Annotated in this window: 24 protein-coding genes and 1 pseudogene; 13 read left to right on the forward strand and 12 right to left on the reverse strand. The window is 52.1% G+C overall.

All coding sequences use genetic code 11. The features are described 5' to 3' along the window. The first annotated feature begins 104 nt into the window (after positions 1-104). Positions 105-461, forward strand: coding sequence for a DNA primase (locus AWJ19_RS20355; protein ID WP_068726529.1), 357 nt, complete (start codon positions 105-107; stop codon positions 459-461). Between the two features lie 74 nt (positions 462-535). Here AWJ19_RS20355 and AWJ19_RS20360 read toward each other — a convergent pair whose 3' ends face one another. Both AWJ19_RS20360 and cyoE read right to left on the reverse strand, forming a co-directional pair. Continuing rightward, on the reverse strand, positions 536-1153 hold the full coding sequence (locus AWJ19_RS20360) for an SCO family protein (protein WP_068726531.1): 618 nt from the start codon (positions 1151-1153) through the stop codon (positions 536-538). 16 nt (positions 1154-1169) lie between these two features. After that, positions 1170-2102 (reverse strand): heme o synthase, encoded by a 933-nt coding sequence (gene cyoE, locus AWJ19_RS20365; RefSeq protein WP_068726533.1) that lies wholly within the window; start codon positions 2100-2102, stop codon positions 1170-1172. 262 nt (positions 2103-2364) lie between these two features. Here cyoE and AWJ19_RS20370 point away from each other — a divergent pair, with 262 nt between their 5' ends. Further along, positions 2365-3369, forward strand: a complete 1005-nt coding sequence (locus tag AWJ19_RS20370; protein ID WP_068726535.1) for a metal-dependent hydrolase — start codon at positions 2365-2367, stop codon at positions 3367-3369. A gap of 259 nt (positions 3370-3628) precedes the next feature. Next, entirely contained in the window at positions 3629-3823 is a 195-nt protein-coding gene (locus AWJ19_RS20375) for a hypothetical protein (protein WP_068726537.1), read from the forward strand. On the opposite strand, the gene trpS is transcribed toward AWJ19_RS20375, so the two are convergent. Beyond that, positions 3820-4809, reverse strand: a complete 990-nt coding sequence (trpS, locus tag AWJ19_RS20380; RefSeq protein ID WP_068726582.1) for a tryptophan--tRNA ligase — start codon at positions 4807-4809, stop codon at positions 3820-3822. The two genes, AWJ19_RS20375 and trpS, sit on opposite strands and share 4 nt — an antisense overlap. A gap of 438 nt (positions 4810-5247) precedes the next feature. Between trpS and AWJ19_RS20385 the strand changes: the two genes are divergently transcribed. Next, positions 5248-6222: an aldose 1-epimerase gene (locus tag AWJ19_RS20385; protein WP_068726545.1), complete on the forward strand. Its 975-nt coding sequence runs from the start codon at positions 5248-5250 to the stop codon at positions 6220-6222. Positions 6223-6322: 100 nt separating this feature from the next. Next, positions 6323-6556, forward strand: coding sequence for an alpha/beta-type small acid-soluble spore protein (locus AWJ19_RS20390; protein WP_068726547.1), 234 nt, complete (start codon positions 6323-6325; stop codon positions 6554-6556). A 128-nt stretch (positions 6557-6684) separates the two neighbouring features. Here AWJ19_RS20390 and AWJ19_RS20395 read toward each other — a convergent pair whose 3' ends face one another. Further along, positions 6685-7098, reverse strand: coding sequence for an O-methyltransferase (locus AWJ19_RS20395; RefSeq protein ID WP_068726549.1), 414 nt, complete (start codon positions 7096-7098; stop codon positions 6685-6687). Between the two features lie 464 nt (positions 7099-7562). Then, positions 7563-9362, reverse strand: coding sequence for a M3 family oligoendopeptidase (locus AWJ19_RS20400; RefSeq protein WP_068726551.1), 1800 nt, complete (start codon positions 9360-9362; stop codon positions 7563-7565). Positions 9363-9474: 112 nt separating this feature from the next. Here AWJ19_RS20400 and AWJ19_RS20405 point away from each other — a divergent pair, with 112 nt between their 5' ends. Together AWJ19_RS20405 and AWJ19_RS20410 are read left to right on the forward strand one after the other, a co-directional pair. Beyond that, entirely contained in the window at positions 9475-9654 is a 180-nt protein-coding gene (locus AWJ19_RS20405) for a YycC family protein (protein WP_068726553.1), read from the forward strand. Further along, entirely contained in the window at positions 9651-9881 is a 231-nt protein-coding gene (locus AWJ19_RS20410) for a hypothetical protein (protein WP_068726555.1), read from the forward strand. Before AWJ19_RS20405 ends, AWJ19_RS20410 begins: the two co-directional genes overlap by 4 nt. 102 nt (positions 9882-9983) lie before the next feature. On the opposite strand, the gene AWJ19_RS20415 is transcribed toward AWJ19_RS20410, so the two are convergent. Beyond that, on the reverse strand, positions 9984-10694 hold the full coding sequence (locus tag AWJ19_RS20415; RefSeq protein ID WP_068726557.1) for a DUF2225 domain-containing protein: 711 nt from the start codon (positions 10692-10694) through the stop codon (positions 9984-9986). Between the two features lie 31 nt (positions 10695-10725). After that, the gene (locus AWJ19_RS20420) at positions 10726-11109 is read right to left on the reverse strand and encodes a globin (protein WP_068726559.1); all 384 of its coding nucleotides are present in this window, start codon (positions 11107-11109) and stop codon (positions 10726-10728) included. Between the two features lie 532 nt (positions 11110-11641). On the opposite strand from AWJ19_RS20420, the gene ylbJ reads away from it, so the two are divergent. The 4 genes from ylbJ (at position 11642) to AWJ19_RS20440 (ending at position 16685) form a co-directional block, all read left to right on the forward strand. After that, entirely contained in the window at positions 11642-12892 is a 1251-nt protein-coding gene (ylbJ, locus tag AWJ19_RS20425; protein WP_068726560.1) for a sporulation integral membrane protein YlbJ, read from the forward strand. A gap of 131 nt (positions 12893-13023) precedes the next feature. Continuing rightward, on the forward strand, positions 13024-13821 hold the full coding sequence (locus AWJ19_RS20430) for an NAD kinase (RefSeq protein ID WP_068726562.1): 798 nt from the start codon (positions 13024-13026) through the stop codon (positions 13819-13821). A 194-nt stretch (positions 13822-14015) separates the two neighbouring features. Beyond that, positions 14016-15191: a copper amine oxidase N-terminal domain-containing protein gene (locus AWJ19_RS20435; protein WP_157890056.1), complete on the forward strand. Its 1176-nt coding sequence runs from the start codon at positions 14016-14018 to the stop codon at positions 15189-15191. 48 nt (positions 15192-15239) lie between these two features. Further along, complete coding sequence (locus tag AWJ19_RS20440; protein ID WP_068726565.1) at positions 15240-16685, forward strand: S41 family peptidase; 1446 nt, start codon at positions 15240-15242, stop codon at positions 16683-16685. A gap of 94 nt (positions 16686-16779) precedes the next feature. Here AWJ19_RS20440 and AWJ19_RS20445 read toward each other — a convergent pair whose 3' ends face one another. Beyond that, a complete protein-coding gene (locus AWJ19_RS20445) occupies positions 16780-17394 on the reverse strand; it encodes a YutD family protein (protein WP_082708016.1) in 615 nt (204 codons plus the stop codon). Positions 17395-17636: 242 nt separating this feature from the next. On the opposite strand from AWJ19_RS20445, the gene AWJ19_RS20450 reads away from it, so the two are divergent. Then, on the forward strand, positions 17637-18707 hold the full coding sequence (locus AWJ19_RS20450; protein WP_068726567.1) for a M23 family metallopeptidase: 1071 nt from the start codon (positions 17637-17639) through the stop codon (positions 18705-18707). A gap of 4 nt (positions 18708-18711) precedes the next feature. On the opposite strand, the gene AWJ19_RS20455 is transcribed toward AWJ19_RS20450, so the two are convergent. The 4 genes from AWJ19_RS20455 to AWJ19_RS20470 all read right to left on the reverse strand — a co-directional run bounded on the left by AWJ19_RS20455 (position 18712) and on the right by AWJ19_RS20470 (position 22533). Then, positions 18712-20412, reverse strand: coding sequence for a glycoside hydrolase family 13 protein (locus tag AWJ19_RS20455; protein WP_068726569.1), 1701 nt, complete (start codon positions 20410-20412; stop codon positions 18712-18714). Between the two features lie 167 nt (positions 20413-20579). Then, entirely contained in the window at positions 20580-21248 is a 669-nt protein-coding gene (locus AWJ19_RS20460) for an alpha/beta fold hydrolase (RefSeq protein ID WP_068726570.1), read from the reverse strand. 145 nt (positions 21249-21393) lie between these two features. Next, the gene (locus AWJ19_RS20465; protein ID WP_068726572.1) at positions 21394-21975 is read right to left on the reverse strand and encodes a hypothetical protein; all 582 of its coding nucleotides are present in this window, start codon (positions 21973-21975) and stop codon (positions 21394-21396) included. Between the two features lie 21 nt (positions 21976-21996). Next, positions 21997-22533: a hypothetical protein gene (locus AWJ19_RS20470; protein WP_068726574.1), complete on the reverse strand. Its 537-nt coding sequence runs from the start codon at positions 22531-22533 to the stop codon at positions 21997-21999. Positions 22534-22810: 277 nt separating this feature from the next. On the opposite strand from AWJ19_RS20470, the pseudogene AWJ19_RS20475 reads away from it, so the two are divergent. After that, positions 22811-23145 (forward strand): annotated as a pseudogene (locus tag AWJ19_RS20475) (hypothetical protein); the annotation flags it as partial.

The raw sequence follows: 23145 nt of genomic DNA on the forward strand, positions 1-23145 counted from the left end.
GGCGAAGCTTAGGTAAAATAACAGATAAGTACCTGCATTAATGTTTAATCCGCTTAAGCATCCAACTCTTTTCAGATCATTTCAGAGCCAGAGGTGACCCGCTTATGTCCATAACGATCATTGTTGAAGGCAAAAACGACAAGAGCCGTCTGCGCCGCGTGCTTAGCCCCGAGGTCGACATTTTATGCACCTTTGGTACGCTTAATACGCTGAAGCTGGATTCACTGCGGCGTAAAATCGGGGACGGCGAAGTATACCTATACATGGATAATGACAGCTCCGGCAAAAAAATCCGCGGCATTCTGCGCGATGCCTTTCCGGACGCCGTTCATATCTATACCCGCAGAGGTTATGCCGGTGTCGAGGGCACGCCGGATGAATACAGCATTACCCAGCTCGAAAAAGCGGGCCTTGAAGAGTTTATTATCTATCCGCAGCCGCTACCTTTTCTGGAGCGGTAATACATGAAGAAGCCTTGTTCAGATCCGCAGACAGCAGCGGAACCGGACAAGGCTTCTTTTGTGCAGAATACGTATTATTCACGGGCCAGCTTCTTCAGGGAATCCGCAAGGAATTCAGGTGTTACATTCTCCGTATCCCCGGCATCGTAGAGGCCGCGGAGCTGATTGTTCCGGTCGACCAGGCCGATCAGATTGGCATGGGCAAAGTTATCCTTATTGTCTCCGTATATGAGAACCTTGAAGGAGTCTGCCGCCAGCTTGCGCACCTGCTCCTGATCCCCCCGCAGAAAATACCAGCCGTCATAATTTGCGTGAAAGCGGTCAGCGAACGTCCTGATGGCTTCGCGAGTATCTTTTTCCGGATCGAAGGAGATCGAGACAAACGCTGTATCCTTACCGAAGCTGCCGTCCTTGACCAGCAAGTCCTGGGTTTCAGACAGCATATACGTGGTAATCGGACATACATCCGGACATTCTGTGAAAAAGAAATAGACCAGCCGGGCTTTCCCTTCCGTATCGGCCAGCGTAATCTGCTTACCGTCCACATTCTCCAGAGAGAAGTCCTGTACTTCCCCGATGACCGGCAGCTTGCTTTTGGCCAGGCCCATTGAGTTGACTGCCAGAAAAGCCGCCAGACACAGGGCAATCAGCAGCAGCAGCCAGGTCCATTTGTAGCGTTTCAAGGTTTGCACAGGCTTCTCTCCCCTCTTAACCGTGGATTGTATTCAATACAAGCGCGATCAGACTGACAGTGAGGTAATTAATGGAGAAAAAGAAATTTTTCTTGGCCCAGGCATCATCATCCTTGGCCTTGAAGCCGATTATAGTCAGATAGAGCCAAGCTACAGACAAGCCGAGCGATATAACGAGATAGAAAATCCCTGCATAATCGTATGCATACATCAGCACCGGTACAGGCAGCAGCAGCGCCACGTAAGGGATCATCTGGAACTTGGTGCGCCGTACTCCCTTGACAACCGGGAGCAGCGGAAAGCCTGCGGCCCTGTACTCCTCTTTGCGGCGGATGCCCAGAGCCCAGAAATGGGGCGGCTGCCACAGGAAGAGCATGGCGAACAGCAGCCAGGCCCCAAGATCAACCGTACCTGTAACGGCAACATATCCGATAACCGGCGGCATTGCCCCGGAGATGGCGCCGACCGAAGTACTCCAGGTCGAAGTCCTTTTGAGCCAGAGTGTGTAGACGACTACATACACGAACATACCGACAATGCCGAACAATCCGGCCAAAACGCCGCAGAAGGCAAACAGTACAGCCAGACCGGCTATACCGAGCACGATGGCGTACATCAGCACTACGTTAGGCTTCAGCCTGCCGGTCGGCAGACCGCGCTCGCGTGTGCGTTCCATTTTCATATCCAGATCACGGTCGAAATAGTTGTTGAATACACAGGCCGAGGCCATCACCAGCATGGTTCCCAGGAGGGTCAGGATTAATCTCCCGTACTGCACATCCCATCCGGAAGCCACCCAGTAGCCTGCAAAGGCAGCGATCAGGTTGGAACGGATAATGCCTGGCTTCGTTACTGTAATAAAATCACGCCAGCCGGCACCCTCCGGGGGTGATTTGGCTTTTGCTGCTGCGGAATCGGTAGAAGCTTGATATCTCAATTGATTGTCCACGTGTGGCGTTCCTCCTTCTAAGGGACTTCTAAGCGTTCTATCGGAGCTTCCGATCATTTTACATCGTTCTCAATTGAGAAAAATATTCACTCCGCTGTTAACTTTATCATATCAAACCGCAAAAGACTTTGACAATCATTGGCCTGGATGTTCATCAATTCGACAATTACGTGACTTTATTTATTTACCGTCCGTCTAAATAAGTCAGCTTAAAAATGGGTAGTTATTAATAGAGAACTTCCGTACAAAGGAGATCTGACCAATGGATACAGCAACACATTTTGTAATGGGCCTAGGACTTGCCGGACTTTCTTTCGTTGATCCTGTCGTGGCCTCGCAGCCGTCCCTGGCAGGAGCTGTCATGATCGCCACTGTACTGGCTTCTCAAGCCCCGGATGCCGACACGGCGCTGCGCCTCAAGAATAATGCCGTGTATATCCGCAACCACCGGGGGATTACCCATTCCCTGCCCTTTCTGCTCTTGTGGCCGGCTCTGATTACCATAGTCATCGGCCCGTTATTCGGCCTTACAGACCTGCAGGCATTAAGTCATATCGCTCTCTGGAGCTTTATCGGTGTTGCCGTCCATGTCTTTTCGGATCTGTTCAACACCTACGGTACACAGGCCGCCCGGCCGTTCACCGAGAAGTGGATCGCCTGGAACATTATCCATATTTTTGATCCGTTTATCTTCGGCAGCCACGCAGCGGCGATTATACTCTGGATCAGCGGCATCGTACCTCCGGCTCCGCTGTTCACCATCCTGTATATCTGCGTAGCAGCTTACTACGTCTGGAGAACGGTTGTGCATGCCCGGATTACACACCATATCAAAAACAAGGATATGCATCATGATCCGGGAGACCGCTACATTGTCATCCCTTCAATCTCGCCTACGCGCTGGAATGTGGTCAAAGCCAAGACAGACGGCAGTTATAATGTAGGCGTGCTAAACGGCGGAAGGCTGGAATGGTTCAAGCACGCTGTATGCTCCAACCATCCTGCGGTAGAGCACTCCAAGTCACATCCGGATGTTCAGGCCTTTCTGTATTTTACCTCCTATGCCGTGGCCGAAGTCGAGGAGCTTCCCTCCGGTTATATTGTACGCTGGGGAGATGTGCGTTATTTACACCGCAAGCAATTCCCTTTCGTGGCAGTGCTGGCTATGGACAGCGAATATCATGTGCTCAACACTTATGTCGGCTGGCTCAGCAGCGAAAAGCTGGATGAACGGTTCGCCATTGATCCAGGTTCGATGAAGCTCTAGCCTTTATGCCATCAGCAGCAACAGGCAGGACGGCAATTTCCCGCAGTCAGGGAATAACCGTCCTGCCTGTTTGGCGTAAGCCCCAGGTATTCCCCCTCTTGACGCCCGCAGCCGCATGGGGCACAATCTCCATAAAGCGTTTTCAGTAGCAATTCTTCATCTTTGAAAATATTCCCTGCTTTTAGACACAAAAAGTCCTGCACGGCTGAAGCCGGCAGGACTGATTAACCCGCTATTACAGAAAGGAAGGCTGGCTGATATGGGTAAAGGTCTGTCACTATGGTTCGCAACTTCTTCAATACTGATTCTTACAGCTGCTTCTATCTGCATCAGCTACAATATCTGGCTGGCGCTGCTGCTGGGCCTGCTCTGCATTCTTAACATCGGCTGGGGATTTATCCTCAAAGCGAGACTGAGACGCAAAGCGGAAGCCGCAGCACAGCGTTCCTCTTAACGGTAGGGCAGGAAGCCCATCCGCTCCTTCACTTCAGTGAGTGTCTGGGAGGCTACGCTGCGGGCACGTTCTGCGCCCTGGGCCAGAATATCATCCAGCATACCCGAGCTGCGGATTTCATGATACCGCTGCTGCAGCGGCTCCAGTGTAGCCACCAGCACCTCACCCAGATTCTTTTTGAAGCCCCCGTACATCTGCCCTTCATATTGGTCGGCAATCTGCTGCAGGCTCAGGCCGGAGCACTCTGCATAAATGCTCATCAGATTGCTGATTTCCGGCTTGTTCGCCGGATCGTACACCACTTCACGCCCCGAATCGGTAGTCGCGCGGCTGATTTTCTTGCGGATAACATCCGGCGGATCCAGCAGTGCAATGTAGCTCCCTGCATTGGGATTGCTCTTGCTCATCTTTTTGCTTGCATCGTCCAGCGACATAATCCGGGCGCCTACTTCCGGAATATACGGGGCAGGAATAGTGAAGAAATCACCGAACCGGTGATTAAAGCGTCCGGCCAGATCACGGGTCAGCTCCAGATGCTGCTTCTGGTCTTCTCCTACAGGTACCAGATCAGCATTGTAGACCAGAATGTCTGCCGCCATCAGTGACGGGTATACGAACAGCCCTGCGCCTACCGAATCTTTGCCGGAGGATTTGTCTTTGAACTGTGTCATCCGTTCCAGTTCGCCCATAGCGGTCAGTGTAGTGAGAATCCAGCCCAGCTCTGCGTGCTGGGGTACATGTGACTGCATGTACACGTTGGAAATTTTCGGGTCTATCCCTGCTGCAAGATAAAGTGCTGCAACGGATTGCGAGTTCTCCCGCAGCGCCGCAGGATCCTGGGCCACTGTAATAGCGTGCAGATCCACCACCATAAAGAAGCATTCATGCTCCTGCTGCAGCTTCACGAAATTTTTGATCGCGCCAATATAGTTACCGAGGGTCAGGGAACCGCTGGGCTGAATGCCCGACAATACTTTTTTAGCCATGTTAATGATTTCCTCCATTCATTAATTCCTATTTACGCGAACGCAAAAAGGCCCCACATCCGCAAGGGACGTGAGACCGTGGTGCCACCCTTATTCGCTGATTGGGAGTCCCGGCAGGAACAATGCACAAATCAGCCTTAGCTTCCGGTAACGGGGAAGAGCCGTCCGGTCTACTAAGGCCTGCAGCCTGTTCAAACGCGGCGCTCAAGGGTCCATTCGGCCAGGAGTGTCCTGCCGGTTCGCATCAACCACCGGTTTTCTGAAGGCTCACTTTCTGCTTACTTGTCCCTGTCATCACATTGTAATCAATTCTTAATGCATTCATCATAGAGCGAACCCCGGATGTTGTCAAATCGCTTAACTACTCCTGCCTAAATCTGTTATGATAAAGATATTCGTGTTCTATGCAATCAAGTAAATTAAAGGAGCATATCTCTTATGAAACAGGTGACCAAAGGACAGTGGGGCGGTTATGATACCTACATTTTGCATAGCCGTGAACTGGAAGTCACGCTTTTGCCGCGTCTGGGGAACAACGTGATTTCCTTATGGGACCGTAAGGAAGAGCGGCATATCCTGCGCACGCCTGATGAAAGCGACTTGGCTTTTTATATGCAGAAGCCCTACCATTTCGGCATCCCGCTGTTAGTTCCTCCAGGACGTATACGCAAGGGGCAGTTCCGGTTCGGTGATGCAAGCTATCAGTTCGAGCAGAACTCGGCAGGAGACCATCACATTCATGGCCTGCACCGGACCCAATCCTGGTGTGTCAGCGACATTGAAGAAGATGAGGACGGCTGTGCGGTCACGACTGAATTTAATACCGCTGACGATGACAACTGGATGGCACAGTTCCCTGTTCCGCTACGTCTGGAGATGACATTCCGGCTGCAGGATGCCAGACTGCAGCAGACGCTGAAGGTCACTCATTTAGGAGACACGAGCATTCCTTTCGGGATCGGCTACCACACCTGGTTCATGATTGACGGACAGCCGCAGAGCTGGAAGCTGACTTTGCCTGCAGAAGGCATCTATGAGCTGAATGATGAGCTTCTTCCCAGCGGCAATCTGCTTCCTCTGGGTGAGCTGGACTCCCTGCATCATGGTATGAGCCTTGCCGGCAAGAATCTGGACACCGTGCTTAGAACAAGCGTTCAGCAGCCTTCCGAAGCCCTGCTGATGCGTAATGACGGATACGGCATCCGTTATACAGCAGATAAGGACTATTTCCGCCATTGGGTCATCTACACCAAAGGACTGGCCGAGCAGTACCTGTGTGCCGAGCCGTATACCTGGCTGCCGGATGCGCCTAATCTTGACCGGGATGCTTCTTTCACAGGGCTGATCACCCTGAATCCCGGTGAAACCCTGACCCTGCCGAGCACACTTGAAATCCTTTATCCCACACTCTGATTTTCATATAATTTCCAGCCTTAAAAACTTCTGATTCCGTGCATGAATTCTCCTCTCCGCGCCCATACTATCTTCACAACGGACGAAGGAGGTGACAAACATGGGTCAAGCAGGTCAACAAGGTCGTGGAAGCCGTTCTAATAACCTGGTCGTTCCACAAGCGAATGCAGCGCTGCAGCAGTTGAAATACGAAGCAGCACAGGAGCTTGGCGTAACGATTCCTCAAGATGGTTACTACGGTAACTACACTTCCCGCGAAACCGGTTCTTTGGGAGGTTACATCACAAAACGTCTGGTACAACTGGCTGAGCAACAACTGTCCGGTCGTGCGTAGTATCTAATTTTAAACGGATTTATCCGGCAGGGTTCATTCCCTGCCGGGCTGGTTATCAGCCCGTCTGCGCTTCATGCCGGAGCGCGGGCGGGCTTTTTGATGATTCTGTTGCAGGCACTATGTATGGCTCAGCCTAAGTACTTGTCGGCAATTTCGCCGGTGTGCGAACCCCGCGGAGCCCGGATCATCAGATTTGCCATATTGTAGTTGGACTCCAGTACCGCGTCAACCGCCACCATGCCCTGGCGGACAGCAAATTCATAGCTGATTTCACCATGCGTCCAGCGGCGTTTATATTTCAGGCTCTCCAGCGCCATAAGGCGAAAGGAGGATTGCTGGGCAGAGGTTAACCCGTTCTGCTCTTCATTGAAGCTGCCGCAGCGGCCGGACATGGGATTATGGCGGATACCAAACTTTCCGATGACATTATTTCTGATCTGCATGAACACAGTACCTGAGCTTAGCCCGGACAATTCCTCCTGCAGTTCCTTGAATACCAAATCCACCTGTCTTGCCAGAGATAATTGTTCCGTCCGTAGCATATTGTTCCCCCTAAAAGTTTTGTTAGCATAGCTTCCTGATTGGTCTTCGACAAAACTCGCTCCGAAAGCATACGCTTAGTTTTGTTAGCATAGCTTCCTGATTGGTCTTCGACAAAACACTCTTCGACAAAATTCATTTTAAAAGCGCCTGATTCGTTTAGTTCTCCGTTTTTACATGCATTTTCATCTTCACATTTGTGCCTAGCAGGCCTTATATAAGGCTTTAGGCTCATTATAGGACACAGTTTTCAGAGCTTCAACATTATTCAACATAATTGGGTTAATATTCCTAAGTATGCGCAGTTCACAATGTAATTTTTGAATATAACTCTAAATAACGACCAATTTCGACAACTTTCCATATAAAAAAAGCCTCTAAAAAGAGGCTTTTGCGCATTCACACGTACATTAAACAGTACTATTCATTCTGCAATATTATGATTTGTCTCATTTTTGACAAACATTCAAGCAAATTGTTCAGTCAGACGCAGGAATTCGTTGATATCCTCCACGATAAGATCTACCGCTCCCTGCCAGAAATCAGGCTTCGTGAGATCGACTCCAAGGTGTTTCATGACCAGATCCTCCAGCGTCATCACCCCGGTATCCCGCAGCAGGCTGTCATATTTATCTGCGAACGACGGTCCTTCCTGCAGAGCCAGACGGTATAGGCCAGTGCTGAACATATAACCTACTGTATACGGGAAGTTGTAGAACGGAACATCCGTAATGTAGAAATGCAGCTTTGAAGCCCAGAAATGCGGGTGATATTCAGACAGCACGCCGCAGAATGCTTCTTTCTGCGCTTCTTCCATCAGCACCGACAGCTCCTCAGCGTTGACGAGACCCTCCTTGCGTTTCTCGTAGAAACGGGTTTCGAACAGGAAACGTGCATGGATATTCATAAAGAAAGCTACGCTGTTCTGAATTTTCGCTTCAAGCAGAGCCAGCTTTTCATCAGCATCAGAAGAAGCCTTAACCTGGGCGTCAGCTACAATTACTTCTGCAAAGGTGGAGGCTGTCTCCGCAACATTCATAGCGTAATTTTGGTTGAAGAAGGGCTGATCATCCAGCAGGTAGGAATGGTAAGCATGGCCCAGCTCATGTGCCAGTGTCGACACGTTGGAGGGTGTGCCGCTGTATGTCATAAAGATTCGCGATTCCTTGCTCTCAGGAAACGATACGCAGAATCCGCCCGGACGCTTGGCCGGACGGTCTTCGACCTCAATCCAGTCATTGTCGAAAGCCAGTTCGGCAAAATCAGCCAGCTTCGGACTAAATTTGCGGAATTGCGTCACAATGTCTTGTGCTGCCGTTTCGTAAGGAATTTTGCCGGAGGATTTGCCGACTGGTGCATCCACATCAACCCAGGACAGTGAATCCTTGCCGAGAACCTTGGCTTTACGCTGCAGGTAGGAAACAAGCGCCGGCTTATTTCTGGTGATAACTTCCCACATCATATCAAGTGTAGCCCGCGACATGCGGTTGATGGCAAGAGGCTCCTTGAGCACATCCTCCCAGCCGCGTCCCTTGTACAGCTTCAGGCGGAAGCCGGCCAGATGATTTAATGTATCGGCACTATAATCTTCGGCAGCTGTCCATGCTGTCTCCCATTTCCGGAACATGGCTTCACGGACACCGGCATCATCATCACTCAGCTTGTTGAACGCCTGGCCGACAGACAGCAGCTTGGTTCCGTCCTTGTCTTCAAAAGGGATTTCAATTGCGCCGACAATAGTCTCGTAATGCTCGCTCCAGCCGTGATATCCGTCGACGGCCAGTTCAAGAGCAAGACTTTCCAGCTCGGGGCTCATCTTCTCACGGGCCTGGGCGCGGCGTTCACTGAGCACAAACGTAAGCGGGGCAATCTCGGGGCGGGACATCCACTGTGCCCATACCTCATCAGAGGTCTGGCGCAGGATGCTGTCAAACCGGGAGCTGATGCCTTCGAACCCGGCACGGAGTCCTGTCACCTTGGCAGACAGGCGGACAGCCCCCTTATCCTGCTGGTTCTGGGCGCCCAGACAGCCGGCGAATTCCGAGGCCTGGGTCAGACGTGCGGCGCAGCTCTGCAGCAGTTCGATCACGCCATCCAGGGCAGCCGTATCGTAGGCATTGACAGGAAATACAGCACTGTTAACCTGCTCACTCAGAGCAGCGATATCGCTTTCGAGCTTATTCAGGAAGTCTGCGAACTCGGCGGAGGAGGATCCCCCCGGAAAAATGGAGTCCAGATTCCAGGTTACTGAGATAGGTTGTTTCATAGCTTCACCAATCCTTTGCACATATTGGGTTTTCTTTGTATTTGACTCTGAGCCATGGTAAAGTGAATACGAAAAGGAGCAGTTCATCACATTTTTTAAGGAGGGCTGCAACATGAAGCCACTGCAAATTTCGCCGGAAACGGCCATTACCTTGTCGAAACAGCTCGGCGTTCCCCTGGAACACTTGATGCATATGCCTCAACATATTTTGCTGCAGAAAATTGCCGAATTATCCAAGAAACAGAGCGAGACCGCCGGTACTGAAAGTCTGCCTGAGAAGGAACAGGAATGATTCCGTTCAGCCATACCTGGCCTTATGACATTATCTACGGGGACTTGTATGTACAGACCTGTCCGTTCTGCAGCAAGGAGAACGTGCTTTTGCCGATGAAACCAAAGGAACTGCAGCTTGTGCGCGACGGCAAAAAAAAGCTCCTGGTGTTCCCCTGCTGCAGCACAAGCCCGACGGTAATCGACAATGATGCCGATTACCTGCTGTTCGACCGTGCCGTCCGCTGACCGGTTGGGCAGAACCGCAGTCTAGCACTGGGGATAAAGCGCAAACAGGGAATCCTGTATTGCGCTTTATTTATGCCCGTTATAGCGCCGTTCTCCTAAGCATTACAGATTCGCACCTTCCGGCATTCCGTCCGGTTCAGCATCCTCCCCGCGCATCTGCTCCCGCAGCAGGGCCCACTGCTCACGGGCCGACCGGATCATTGCGGCATCCATAATCCTCTGGTCGTTAATCAGGCGCGAAAACCATCTTACAGCTTTGTTATACTCGCCTACACGGCGGTTCAACTCGCCGATAAGGAACATCAGCCTCGCATCATTGCCACCCATCCCGTCATTTTCAAACACTTTAATGTATTCATCAAGCGAGTAGCGCAGGAATCGCTGCTCCTGCTCTGTATCTCCTTTGTAACGGTACATCCAGGCGATATGATGCAGGTGGCTGGCGATAATCCGCGATTTATCGTTGATACACTGGCTGCAGATCAGTGCAAGCTTGTATGTTTCGAGGGCAGTCTCCCAGCTGCGTTTCCCGCCGAAATCACGGGACTGCCAACGGCTTGCCACCTGCTCCTTAAAAGCCTTCTTCTGCCAGTCGGCCAGCTTATCAGCTGAATTCTCGGTAGAAGCGAACCCGCAGTTCGGACAGATGCGTACCACATAATAGTCCGGATTCTCGTCTTTATAGTAGGAGCAGAAATCAGCATCCCGGCGGATGGCCCGCTTCAGGCTCGGACGCACCCTTGAGGTAGAAAATTCATTTTCACAGTGAATACAGATTACTTTTATTGAATACAGGGGGATTAATTCCGACAAATGCCCTCATCCTTTCACCATCAGCAGCTCTTTATTCCTCGGGCATATTGACAAAATGATGTGCGGGTCCGGAAAGACGGTTCAGCACGGCGGAGCGGAGCGGCTCGCTGACCCCGGACTCTTCCAGCGCTTCTTTCATGCAGTCCAGCCATTCCTCCGCCCGCTCGGGTGTGATAGGGACATGCATATGCCTGGCTCTCATCATCGGATGTCCATGTTGCTCCGAAAATAACGCAGGCCCGCCAAAAAACTGGCTTAGAAATTGAAACTGCTTCTCCATAACAGGAGTAATATCAGCAGGGAATAACGGGCTGAGCTGTGGATGAAGCTGCACCTTGGCATAAAATACTTCTACCAGCCGGTGAAGCCCCTCAGCGCCCCCCAGGTTGTCATACAGGCTTTGGTTTGGATTCATGGAGGTTACCAGCTTTCTTCCTTTTTAGTGTATGTCCTTTTCATTATAACAAAATAACCCCACAAAGTGGGGTCTTAACATGAATGCTGATTCAGGTACTTTGCGGAGCAGAAAGCTCATGCCAAGTAAACACGGCTATGCCGTCCTTCAGAGAAGGCGGTAACCGTTTCTGCGAGAAATATAAGGATGATTGATAGCGTAGAACATATCAATTCTTATATTTTAAAAAAAAGAGCTCTAAACTAGGTTTAGCGCCCTGTAAATTATTTAATAGGTCCTGAACTCCTCATCACCGGGAGGGACGAGCGAGACCCGGATTACATATACAAAAGCACAAACCAGAACTCCGGCAACCACACTCATCACCATCACTCCATCCCTAATTATTGATATAAGGCGTGCGTTTATTCTTTTTTATAATACCATAACCGGGGCTGAAAATCACAAGTTATTGCAAACGCTTTCTGGTTTTTTTTGTGCTGTTTGTCCTGCTTTCCGCATACAACTAATCATAGACCGGGAGGCGTTGCTGATGACTCGTAAAAAGCTTGGCGGCCCGCTTCTGGGCCTTGCTCTGGCCGGCTGTATGGTGCTGATGCTCGTATTCCCTGCCGGCACACTTGCTGCTGCCCTTCGCGGGCTGGCCATCTGGTGGGACGTGCTCTTTCCGTCGCTGTTTCCATTCTTCGTCATTTCCGAAATGCTGCTGGGCTTCGGGGTCGTTCATCTGTTCGGGGCACTGCTGGACCCGCTGATGCGCCCGCTGTTCAATATCCCCGGCAGCGGCGGATTTGTAGCGGCGATGGGTTATGTCTCAGGGTATCCCGTCGGCGCCAAATTAACCGCCAAGCTGCGCGAGCAGCAGCTGGTCAGCCGGGCCGAAGGGGAGCGTCTGGTTGCCTTCACCACTTCCTCGGACCCGATTTTCCTGCTGGGGGCTGTATCCGTCGGCTTTTTCCATGACGCCTCTCTAGGACTGGTGCTGGCGCTCGCCCATTACGGCGGCGGCTTGATTGTCGGACTACTGATGTCATTCCACGGACGAGGAGACAAGTACGCTGACCCTCCGCTGGCAGCAGCCCATAAGGCGGAATCTCTACAGCCCCGGGGAAGGCTCCGCCTGGCGCTGAGCTCCATGGCCGAAGCCCGGCGCAGGGACGGGCGGAGCTTCGGGGAGCTCCTGAAGGGTGCCATCCAGTCCTCGCTGCAGCTGATTATTGTTGTCGGCGGACTGGTTGTATTCTTTAATGTCCTGATGGAGCTGCTGACCCGTGCAGGGATTATGTCCGCCTTGTTCAGTGTGCTGGGCGGGGTACTGTCCCTGGCCGGTTTTCCTCAGCAGCTGTCGGCGGCGCTCGCCAGCGGGTTCTTTGAGGTTACGATCGGCGCACGCTCCGCCGGTGAAGCGGCCTCCTCTATCCCATTGCAGTTCAAGGCCTCAGCCGCCGCATTCATCCTTTCCTGGGGAGGGTTGTCCGTTCATGCACAGGTGGCAAGCATTCTGAACGGCACCGGACTGCGCTATGTGCCCTTCCTGGCTGCGAGACTCGTCCATGGCCTGCTGTCAGCGGTTCTGCTGCTGGTGCTCTGGAAGCCTGTCACCGGCTCTGGGCTCTCCGCGGGCTTCAGCGCATTGCCGGCGGCTGACGGGTTAACGTCAGCACCGGGACCGGCCTTTGCGGCCAGTCTTGTCCTGCTTGGCCTGCTGCTGGGAGCCGCCCTGGTGCTGTCTCTGCTGGTCTGGCTGCTCCGGGGCTTCGCTCGGCGCCTGCAGCAGCCCTGACTCTTGAGCGTCCCTTGGCGTGATCCTTCGCACCGCCGGCTGTGATTCTTTGCAGGCCCTTATATTGTGTTCCAGTTCAAGATTGATTATGATCGTTGTATGACTGAAACATACAAAGGAGCCTGTACATCTTGAGATATTATGTTCTGGACCGCGGAGACGAATTGTCCATCAAACTTGCGGAGCAATTTCACAAGCTGGCGGCGGAGCGCAGCCTCGTTCTGGATGCCGAGTCCCCGGAAATCGTCATTTCGATTGGCGGAGACGGAACCATGCTGCATGCTTTTCACACCTTTATTGACCAGATTCCAAATCTCGCTTTTGTAGGCGTGCATACCGGACATCTGGGGTTTTATGCCGACTGGCAGGCAGAAGAGCTGCCCGCTCTGATCGACCATATGTGCGGAACCACGGACCTCCCGCCCCACAAGCCGCGTATCGTGCGGTATCCGCTGCTTGAACTGGAGATCCATAAGAAATCGGGTTCCACTTCCCATATTGCACTGAATGAATTCACGCTTAAGGGTGTTGACGGGACAGTGGTCATCCAGGTGGACATCAATGACGATAACTTCGAGATGTTCCGCGGCGACGGTCTTTGCGTCTCCACACCGTCAGGCAGCACAGCCTATAATAAGAGCCTTGGCGGCGCCATGATGCATCCTTCGATTGATGCGCTGCAGATTTCCGAGATCGCCTCCATCAACAACCGCGTGTTCCGCACGATGGGCTCGCCGCTTCTGCTGCCCAAGCACCATCACTGCGACATTTACTCGCGCAAGAATCAGCGCCTGCTGCTGACGGTCGACCACATCAACATTCCCGTTGATGATCTGATTTCCGTCCGCTGCCAGGTATCAGACAAAAAAATCAGCTTTGCCAGATACCGGCCCTTCCCTTTCTGGAACCGGGTCGTGAAGCTTTTCTGATCTAGAGCAGCTGATTTCACCATGATTTGAACAGCCGGGAAAACAACAGCAATCCCGGCTTTTTTATGTGCCGGATTTTTTACAATGTTTTCTAGTATTATTGACACGAATTGGTAGACAGAGAGAAAAATCGAATGGTATAATGAACCTATTTTACATAGAGTTAGCAGCTCACAAAGGAGAGAACATTATTGTTGAAAAAATTATCTGCTATACTTGGGACCAGTCTGCTGGCTCTCGCCCTTTCGGTTCCTGCATTTGCAGCAGAAAAACCTATTTCCGTGTATGTTAACGGGACTAATCTTACCTTCCCGGCAGGTACCCCTTACCTGGACAACAACTCCGTGCTGGTGCCTTTCCGGGTTGTTTTCGAAAAGCTTGGAATGCAGGTGCTGTGGGATGCCTCAACCGGTACTGTAACCGGAACAAGCGATACTCTTACGATTACCCTGAAGATCGGCAGTAAGCTGGCCACCGTTAACGGCACAGTCAAGAAACTGACAGTCGCCCCTGTATCCAGTAACGGCACGACCTACATTCCGCTCCGCTTTGTAGCTGAGGCAACCGGAGGCTCCGCAGTCTGGGATGCTTCCAGCAGAAGTGTGCAGATCACAACTGCCGTATCCACCGCAGCAGACGACGAGCAGGCGATTACAGCGCTGATCAGACAGGCGATCCAGTATTACAATGAAGAGAAAGCCGTCAGCTACTACAACCTTATTGATGATGCAGACAGCTTTAGTGACGAGGTTACCTCACTCAATTATTTCTTCAAGAATTATGACATGAGAACAACGATCGAAACCCTCAAGGTGCTTAATGTCCAAGGCGATGAAGCTACAGCTTACACAGTCGAAAAGGATGTCCGGGCCGGCGGATATTATCTCCCTGACGAGCGCAACGAATATCTGTACAGTCTTGTACGCGTCAACAACGGATCCTGGAAAATATCCGAAATCACCAATCAGGACAATACTGTACTGTTAACCAAAGAGCAGGCCATGAAAACCACAGATATTGCCCAGGGACATGCAGCCCTTATCAAGGATAACCTCTCCAAGTACTTCCAGGCTATGACCGCGGAGAATGTCGATGCCACATTGGCCCTGATGTCCTCTTACGGGGAAGAATACGATGCGGCCAAAAAGGAAGCCCTCCAGGAATTCTTTAAGCAGCTGGACCTGAGATACACTTTGAACAATTCCAATATTTATTATTACGATGCTGCTGCAGGTGAAGCGGCAGTCTATGCAGAAACCACGGTCAAGGAAGACAAAACAGGGGAAAGCGTAGAGCAGCCTATGCTGTTCATCTTCTATCAGACAGAGACCGGCGGCTGGACAATTGATGATTTCTACTATCTCGACTAGTTACTCGGCGCAGCGCCAATAAATAACTTCAAAGGGTGCATCTATTTTATGAAACCGGCAAAATTAATCTCTGCTGTGGTGAGCGGCTGTCTGGCCATGTCACTCCTGTTCTCACCGGCAGCCCAGGCGGCGGAAAATACGCAAGACGCCTCTAATTTGGATCTGATCAACGAAATTATGCAGTATCTTGAAGCTTACAACGTGGAAGGCGTTGACCGGGACACACTGATCCGCGGCGCGATTGACGGGATGGTCAATACGCTGGAAGATCCCTACAGCACCTACTTTACCAAAGAAGAAGCTGCAGAATTTGAGCATCAGGTGGATCTGGAGTATGTAGGAATCGGCATCAGAATGATGTACATCCCTTCCTCCAAGGAGCTTTATATCGAAGAGGTTCTGGCCGGATCTCCGGCTGAACAGGCGGGTCTGAAGCGTGGCGACACGATTGTGAAGATCAACGGTGTTGCAATCAGCGACACTTCGGGCGATGAGCTCGCCGGAGCTGCCGGAACGAAGGTTACCCTTCTGATCAGCAGAAACGGGGCCAGCAAAACGATCGTCGTAACGAGAAATGCCATTACCAGCGCCTCGGTCACAGGACAGATTATCGGCGGGAATACAGCCTATATTGCCCTTACCGGCTTCAGCCAGAGCGCTGACGAGGAGTTTGCCAAGGTGCTGGCCAATATGCGGACTGCAGGTATGAAATCGCTGGTTCTCGACCTCCGCGACAATACTGGCGGCTACATGGACTCCGCATATAACATTGCTTCCATGTTTATGGATTCCGGCATCATGATGTACACCTCTGACCAGAGCGGTGCACTTACACCGGTTACCATTACGTCCGGAACCAAGATCGGCGTGCCTGTAGTTGTCCTGACCAACGAGTACACAGCCAGTGCTTCAGAAGCACTGACCGGCGCCCTGCGTGACAACAAGCTGGCGACCATCGTTGGTACACGCTCCTACGGCAAAGCCCGTATTCAGAGTCTCCTGCCTGTATCCAACGGCGATATGCTTAAGCTGACTACGATGAAGTACCTGACACCGAATAAAGAAGATTTTAATCACATTGGGCTAGCTCCTGACATTGAGATTCAAGGCAGTAAAACAGCACAGCTGGTTACCGCTCTGCGGATCGCCGGATTGACCACAATTACACTGGCTGGCGATAACCACATTCTGGACGTTAACGGCCTTGCTTTTGCCGGAAATCTGGGTCTGCTGAAGCAGAATAACAAAGTATACGCATCAGCACGCGTACTCGCTGCACTCGTGGAAAGCGATATTACCTGGGATTCCAAGAACAAGAAGGCCGTATTTACGAACGGAGCCGGCAAAGTCTTCGGATTTACAATTGCCTCCAAAGAGGCGGTATCCAAGGACAATGAAACTCTGATTGATGTAAGTGCGTTCGCCAAGAAGTTCCCTGCTCTTACCTGGAGCTATAATGCATCAGCCAATCAGCTGAAATTATCTGTAAAATAATCCTGCACGTTAATCAAAAGAGCATCCCGCACATGTAGAATGGTTGCCGGGATGCTCTTTGTTCATGTCCTTCAATTATTCCGGCAAGCACCGGTTAATTGGCAGGAGGATTGGATTGATTCTTATTCTGCGGCTGACTCTGGTTATGCTGCTGACTCTGGTTGTGCTGTCTGCTCTGCGAATCCTTGTGATGCTTCTTGCCCTGCGCATCTTTATTCCGGTGATTCCGGCTCTGATGCTCGCGTACAGGCCGTTCCTTGCCATGCTCCTTGGACGGGCCGCCGTCCTTGTTACGGTCTTTTTTGGGACCTTCCCGGTGCACTCTAACTTGAGGCGCGGGTTCGGCCTGCTCCGTCTGCTCCGCCTGGGAATCCGCCGATGCCGGCTCAGGAGCTTCTTTGATCAGAATATCCTTGAAATCCCCTTCTTTGGGCATTTCCTTTAATTTATGCAGCACAAAATAAGCGCATCCGAAGTTGCAATATTCGTTGATGTAATCCACCATGCCGGAAATGGCTGTATCCCGGTTCACCTTAGGGTGGTTGTCCCGGAAAAAGCCCTTCAGCCGAAGCTGGCTGTAGCCCCAGTCACCAATAATATAATCATAACGGTCCAGCACCTCGCTGTATCGCCCGCGGAATGCCTCCGGGTTCCAGCCGTCTTTATGATCGAGCATCAGCTCGTAGCCTTTTCCACCTATAACGATCAAGCGTGTGTCGCCTGCCTTTCAACTGTAAAAGTTTCAATGTGTATAGCCGTTGCCTCATATTATAGCATGCGGACTGTGCATTTGCCTGTTTTTGTGAAATTTGTCTGACGGAAATTTCCCGGCAAGCTGGTACTTCTAGACAGATGCGGATAAAATGCAGCCATTTGTCTCAATCTATAACAAAAGCATCCGGCAGCGGACCATTCCGGTCAAGGCTTCATTTTATGTAGGAGGTAGTTATCATGCTGGTCCTGTGCAAAAGAAAAGCAAAATGGAGAGCCCTTTTATGCCTAAGCGCAGCTGTTATGTTATGCAGTCCGGTCCAGCAAGCTGCTGCTGCCGCCTTTGCCCCGGCAGCACAGTCCGGAAGTTCCTCAGCCGGCAAAGCAGATGTAGCAGCTGCGCGGATGGAACTGTATGAGCAGATGAGTGCAGCGACGGGGATACCGTGGTTCCGGTTCGCTGCCATTGATCAGTACGAGCGGACCATTGCCAAAAAGAAGTCCAGCACCGAAGCTCCGGTCAAATCCCGTCTTACCGGCATCCAGATTCCTGCCCCGGTGTGGGCCGGACCGCTCAATCCGGATCAGGCGGATATGTCTCCCGATTCCATCCGCTTTTTTGGCGGGATGGGCCATGACGGTTCCGGAGACGGCCTGGCCGACCCTGACAATGACGCCGACCTGCTCTACAGCATGGCCAGACATTTACTGAAATACGGTAACTCTGCTAGTGATTTCAGCATCGGCATCTGGGAGTATTATCATAACGGCCGCGCTGCCCAGCGGGTTGGACAGTTCGCCAAGCTGTACGAGCATTTTGGAAGGCTTGATCTGGCTGGCAGCGCCTTTCCGCTGCCGATCGGCAATTCCTATTCTTACCGCAGCACCTGGGGAACAGGCAGAAGCTGGGGCGGAGCACGCATTCATGAAGGGACAGATCTGTTCGCCCCGCACGGGATGCCTGTACGCAGCACCTGCTTCGGCATTGTCGAGACCAAAGGTTGGAACCGTTACGGGGGCTGGCGGATCGGTATCCGGGATATTGAAAACCGGTACCATTACTACGCCCATCTATCCGGTTATGATAAATCCATAGGACGCGGGGATATTGTGACGCCCGGCCAGACGGTCGGTTGGGTCGGCAGCTCCGGCTATGGCAGCCCGGGAACTCAGGGCAAATTCCCTCCGCATCTGCACTACGGCATCTATCGTGACCGCGGCATTACAGAATGGGCTTTTGACCCGTATCCGCTACTGAAGCAGTGGGAGAATCAGGAGTACCGGGCCCGGAAAAACAAGAAAAATAAATAAGGGCCTAGTATAGCAGCATACAGCCGAACGGTTCAAGTTCAACAAGCATTTTCCCGGTATTGCGGATGGTCAGTCCGCTGAGCAGCTCGGTCAGCACCTTTTTATCAGTCCGGATACTGTTCAGCTCAAGCTGGTAGGCATTAGGAGAATTATTAATCAGAACAGCGATCTTATCCTGTTCCCATCGGCGCACGAAACCCAGGACACCGCGTACCTCATCGGTGAACCAAGGGCGGAATGCGCCTTTTTGCAGAAGTACATGCTGTTTTCTCAGGGCAATCAGCGTCTTGTACCAATCATACAGCTCCCTGTTCTGCTCCTGTTCCTGCCACAGCATCGGCTTGCGGCAATGCGGGTCGGTCGCCCCCTCCATGCCGACTTCATCCCCGTAGTATATCATTGGAATACCGATATAGGTCATCTGAAAAAAGACAGCCAGCCTCATCCGGGCAAACGCTGTTCCCTGCCTGTCCCAGCCGCGCCCGTTCTCCTTGCAGGCGGTCAGAAAACGTTCGGTATCATGGCTGCCCAGCAATTGGAACATGGCTGAATTAGCCTGGTCATTATACAGCGCTTCAATGTGCAGCAGCTGCTCCATGAAGCGTACCGGTCCGGCTGACTGCAGCGCAAAAAACTCCAGCACCGCCTCCCGCAGCACATAATTCATCCCGCCGTCGAACTGGTCCCCCCTTAGCCAGGACCCGGAGGCATGCATGATCTCGCCGATCAGCAGCAGGTCGGGAAATTCCGCCTTGAGCTCGCGTCGCAGCCGTGTCCAGAACTGCGGATTCACCTCATTGGCCACATCAAGCCGCCAGCCGTCAATCCCCGCCTCACGAACCCAGTGCTTCGCCACGGCAAGCATATAATCAGCGGTTTCGGGATTATCCATGTTCAGCTTGGGCATATGCGCTTCGGCTTTGGCAAAGGTTTCATAGGTTGGAGCTGGCAGCTGGCTGACCGGATAGGAACGGATAAAGAACCAGTCTTTATAACGGGACTGCTCCCCCTTTTCCAGCACATCCCTAAATGCAAAAAAAGTATCGCCGGCATGATTGAACACCGCATCCAGCAGTACCCGGATACCATGTCTATGAGCTTCCTCCACCAGTTTTTTCAGGTCCTCTGCGGTTCCGAAGGCGGGGTCAATCCTGTAATAATCGGAAGTATTGTATTTATGCTCGGATGGGGATTCAAAAATCGGAGTCATGTAGACGGCTGTTATGCCAAGCTCCTGGAGATACGGGATTTTATCCGTAATGCCCTGCAGGGTTCCCTGATTATAGCTGCTGGGATAAATCTGGTATACAATCGTCCCGATGGTCCATGACGGCACTGCCAGCGCTTCGGGCCGGTGCATGTAGGCATACTGGAAAGCTCCGGCATGTTCGCGGTTTCCGGCCACCCCTCTCTCCCCATACCACGCATAATTACCCGCCGGATCAGAGGCGTGGAACACATAACGGCATCTGCCGGTTGCGGTCTGAATGACTGCCTCATGAAGCTCATAAGCTCCGGCTGAACCTATCCGCTCCATCAGAAGCGGCTGCTCACTCCCGGGTGAATCATAGCGGTCCGAATGAATGACGGTGCAGCACAGCTGCAGGCCGGCGGGCACAAACAAGCGGAGCTTCAGCGCCCCTTTTCCGTCCGGGAAAGCAAACGGATCATCAGCAGTATGGTGGAAAAACCAGCATGTCGGCATATTATACAGTCTCCTTATTTAGGTAAAATCGTCCCGGATTCCTGAGTGAATGTAACCATGAACCGGTTACGGCTGATTATAAGCCTTATTTTCACTAGGGAAACCGGTTTCTCTAAATTGAAATTACCATCTGCTGTATACGTTGTCAATTCCCTTCAGCCGCAGGCTCATGAAGCGCCAGCTTGTCTGATGAAATGCAGAACCTCCTGCATTACCCGATCCTGCTTGTCACAATGGCAGACCATATGGCCGCTTTGTTCAACCATCAGCACCTGCTTCTGTCCGGACGGAATCGTCTGCTCCAGAAACCCGGCGCTTTTGGTTTTTACAAGATGATCCCTTGTCCCCTGCACAATCAGGGTGGGAGCTGTTATCTGCGGATAAATATCAAAGCTTTCACGGACCAGACGCTGAAACTCCCAGGTGGCTTTGGGCGGTGTGGAGCCGAACTTGCTGATATAATTTTTGAGCATAGCCGGCTTGCCCAGTGTTCTCACAATCTCCAGCGGATTAAGCGGGAACACGGGTGCCGACAGCAGGGTAAGTGACTTGACGCCCGTACGGTACTGCACAGACAAATGGGAAGCAATCAGCGCACCGGTGGAAAATCCGATCAAATGCACGGACTCCTGCTCCTCCAGCAGCTTGTTCAATTCATCCTCGGCGCTTCTGAGCCAGCCGAATCTGTCGGACTGCCTGAGCTCCCGTCTGCCGCCGCCATGGCCCTTGAGCGTAAAGGTCCGGGAACGGTAATCATGCTGCTCCATATACTGTGACAACGGGGAAATCTCATATTCTCCGCCGGTAAAGCCGTGAATGAATAAGCAGCTGTCCATAACAGGCCTCTTTTCTTATGGGAATATACAGCGAAGCTGCACTTATGTTTTCATTGTATCCAATAAATGCAAAATAAGCCTTAACGATTCAATCGTCAAGGCTTAAGCCGTGCAGGAACGATGGAGACCTGCGGACTGAGCCAGGTCAGCTCTCCCACCATGTCAGGCTAAGGGCTGAAGTGATGACGAGCCCCACCGCTGAGCTGGACGAGGTTACACTCGCACTCAGCGAGCTTCCGGGAGGCACAATAATGCTGCCTGTAAACGCCTGTGAAAAGCTGCCAGGCGCCATCTGGTAGCTGTTCAAGACTGTCCCCCCGCTGATTGCCGCCGTCGAGGACTGAACCGTCATACTGCTCGCTGCTGCGCTGGCCAGATTATTGTTTACCGGGGGAAGGGCTGCGGGCGAAGTCAACGTTCCCCCTCTGACTATCGTAAAGGCACCTGACATGGCGGACAGCAGGGAAGAACCTCCGATGCTGCCGGTAATCCGGGAAATATAGACCGTCCGGCCGCTGCCGGCCGGGTTATTGATACGGACAGAGATGATTGCCGAAATCAGGCTTAGAACAACCGTAGCACTGGCGGAGGCGTTGGCTGAATACAGGACTGCGCTTTCTGAAGCATCCAGCTCCGGCGGAGCTGTAATATCCGGAGACCGGAACGTGTTGGTCATCTCCACAAACAGCGGCTGCTCATTGTCATTGAACACATTATGATTAGGCACTGGTACTCCTCCTTTCCCGCTTCAATATTCCCACCAGTTAATCGAGCCGGTTGCGGCTGAGCTTCCAGAGGCTATCGTTATGGAAACCGTCAGGGAGCTTCCGGGAGGCACAATGATCCGCCCGTTATAATCGACAATAAGCGGGCCTGCAGCCAGCAGCAGTGAAGCCAGAGTACCCGGTGAGCCGGTAGGCGCTGCTGTGGCCGTGCGGGCTGTCATAACGCTGGTCACGCTGCTTCCGAAGTTAAAATTGACCGGTGTTCCTGTAGAACCGGTAACCGTCGCATTCCGTAGCAGGGTCAACGTCACAGCCGCCGTGGCCGAGCTTGCCGTTACCCTTGAGACGTACGCGGTGCGTCCGCTGCCCGCCGGGTTGAACAGCTGGATTACCAGCGGAGCCGCCGTAGTAACTGTAGAGGCAAAAGGAATGGCAAACAGCAGCCCGGACATTGCCGCATCAGCTTCCGGAAAGGAATCAATTGCCGGAGCAATATAGGTATTGACCTGCTCGGTATATAACGGCTGGCCGCTCTGGTTAAAAACAGCATCATTCGGCATTCTTCTGCCCTCCCTCTTACGAGAATACTTTTATTTTATGCCGCCGGCAGCTACTGGTTGTCTAAAAATCAGCGTATTTTTCCCCGTATGGCCCAAGCATCCTCTTGTCTTCCCCATATATTATTATCACACCATTCGAATGGCTTATTTTACATCCGTACAGGCTTTCTGGCTTGCCTGCGCAGAGCTTATCCCGACTGAGACCCAGACGACGGTTTGGGTCTTTTGCCCGAGCATGCCCTGCACATTCTATTCTATGAAAAAGGGGTGATCCACTGTGCCGAATTACAGTTCCTTTCAATCCAACCCGGATAATCTGCGTACGCTGATTTTTGGCCGGGACCCGTCCACTTTAAATGATCTGCCGCTGACTACAGACCCCAGCGGAAACCTGACCACCGTCATTCTGAACGGCACGATCTCCAGCATCCTCGGCGCTACCATTACTGCCGGTACATTATCCTCAGCAGGTACAGTAACCAACATCCTGAACGGGACCATTACCAGCGTGCTTGGCGCTACGATTACCGCAGGTACATTATCTTCCGCCGGTACAGTAACGAACCTGCTTAATGGTACGATCACCAGCGTGCTCGGCGCTACCATTACTGC

Source organism: Paenibacillus sp. DMB5 (genome assembly GCF_001517085.1).
Classification (GTDB): Bacteria; Bacillota; Bacilli; order Paenibacillales; family Paenibacillaceae; genus Paenibacillus_AQ.

Bases quoted from the DNA above. Each gene is read 5' to 3' on its own strand.
- AWJ19_RS20355 (WP_068726529.1), top strand. From the start codon at position 105: ATGTCCATAACGATCATTGTTGAAGGCAAAAACGACAAGAGCCGTCTG.
- AWJ19_RS20370 (WP_068726535.1), top strand. From the start codon at position 2,365: ATGGATACAGCAACACATTTTGTAATGGGCCTAGGACTTGCCGGACTT.
- AWJ19_RS20375 (WP_068726537.1), top strand. From the start codon at position 3,629: ATGGGTAAAGGTCTGTCACTATGGTTCGCAACTTCTTCAATACTGATT.
- trpS (WP_068726582.1), bottom strand. From the start codon at position 4,809: ATGGCTAAAAAAGTATTGTCGGGCATTCAGCCCAGCGGTTCCCTGACC.
- AWJ19_RS20385 (WP_068726545.1), top strand. From the start codon at position 5,248: ATGAAACAGGTGACCAAAGGACAGTGGGGCGGTTATGATACCTACATT.
- AWJ19_RS20390 (WP_068726547.1), top strand. From the start codon at position 6,323: ATGGGTCAAGCAGGTCAACAAGGTCGTGGAAGCCGTTCTAATAACCTG.
- AWJ19_RS20395 (WP_068726549.1), bottom strand. From the start codon at position 7,098: ATGCTACGGACGGAACAATTATCTCTGGCAAGACAGGTGGATTTGGTA.
- AWJ19_RS20400 (WP_068726551.1), bottom strand. From the start codon at position 9,362: ATGAAACAACCTATCTCAGTAACCTGGAATCTGGACTCCATTTTTCCG.
- AWJ19_RS20405 (WP_068726553.1), top strand. From the start codon at position 9,475: ATGAAGCCACTGCAAATTTCGCCGGAAACGGCCATTACCTTGTCGAAA.
- AWJ19_RS20410 (WP_068726555.1), top strand. From the start codon at position 9,651: ATGATTCCGTTCAGCCATACCTGGCCTTATGACATTATCTACGGGGAC.
- AWJ19_RS20420 (WP_068726559.1), bottom strand. From the start codon at position 11,109: ATGAATCCAAACCAAAGCCTGTATGACAACCTGGGGGGCGCTGAGGGG.
- ylbJ (WP_068726560.1), top strand. From the start codon at position 11,642: ATGACTCGTAAAAAGCTTGGCGGCCCGCTTCTGGGCCTTGCTCTGGCC.
- AWJ19_RS20440 (WP_068726565.1), top strand. From the start codon at position 15,240: ATGAAACCGGCAAAATTAATCTCTGCTGTGGTGAGCGGCTGTCTGGCC.
- AWJ19_RS20450 (WP_068726567.1), top strand. From the start codon at position 17,637: ATGCTGGTCCTGTGCAAAAGAAAAGCAAAATGGAGAGCCCTTTTATGC.
- AWJ19_RS20455 (WP_068726569.1), bottom strand. From the start codon at position 20,412: ATGCCGACATGCTGGTTTTTCCACCATACTGCTGATGATCCGTTTGCT.
- AWJ19_RS20460 (WP_068726570.1), bottom strand. From the start codon at position 21,248: ATGGACAGCTGCTTATTCATTCACGGCTTTACCGGCGGAGAATATGAG.
- AWJ19_RS20470 (WP_068726574.1), bottom strand. From the start codon at position 22,533: ATGCCGAATGATGCTGTTTTTAACCAGAGCGGCCAGCCGTTATATACC.